This window comes from Dyadobacter sp. SRI_021 (genome assembly GCF_057586235.1).
In genome coordinates, this window is record NZ_JBYCZM010000052.1 from 1 (window position 1) to 341 (window position 341).

The following is a 341-nucleotide window of genomic DNA, read 5'->3' on the forward strand; positions in this document are numbered from 1 at the left end:
ATGCACTGTTCAAAGCTTTACTGAAATCGTCCGTCCAGGGATGCCAGGTTTTTGTCCCAAGATCGACCACCGCTTCGCCACGGAAATAATCCAACGGCATGGCGAATACCTCCCTGATTTTTTTCGTGGACGGGTCCAGTTCGTACACGATCGCTTTCAAGTCCATTAACGATTGGGACGTGGCCGCGTCGCATACCGCTCCTATATATACGTAATCTCCATGAACGGTCACCGCGAAGGGCCGGCTTGTGCCCCCGGCGCATCCCGAGGGAATCTTGTACTTTGTAACATCAGCCGATGCAGGCTTCGCTGCCGTATCTGCCGGCAGCTTGATGCCGTAC

At 54.3% G+C, this 341-nt stretch carries 1 protein-coding gene; it reads right to left on the reverse strand.

Translation table 11 applies throughout. The features are described from left to right. A partial coding sequence (locus AC2YIT_RS32230; RefSeq protein ID WP_487281953.1) for a hypothetical protein occupies nt 1-341 on the reverse strand: 341 nt, incomplete at both ends.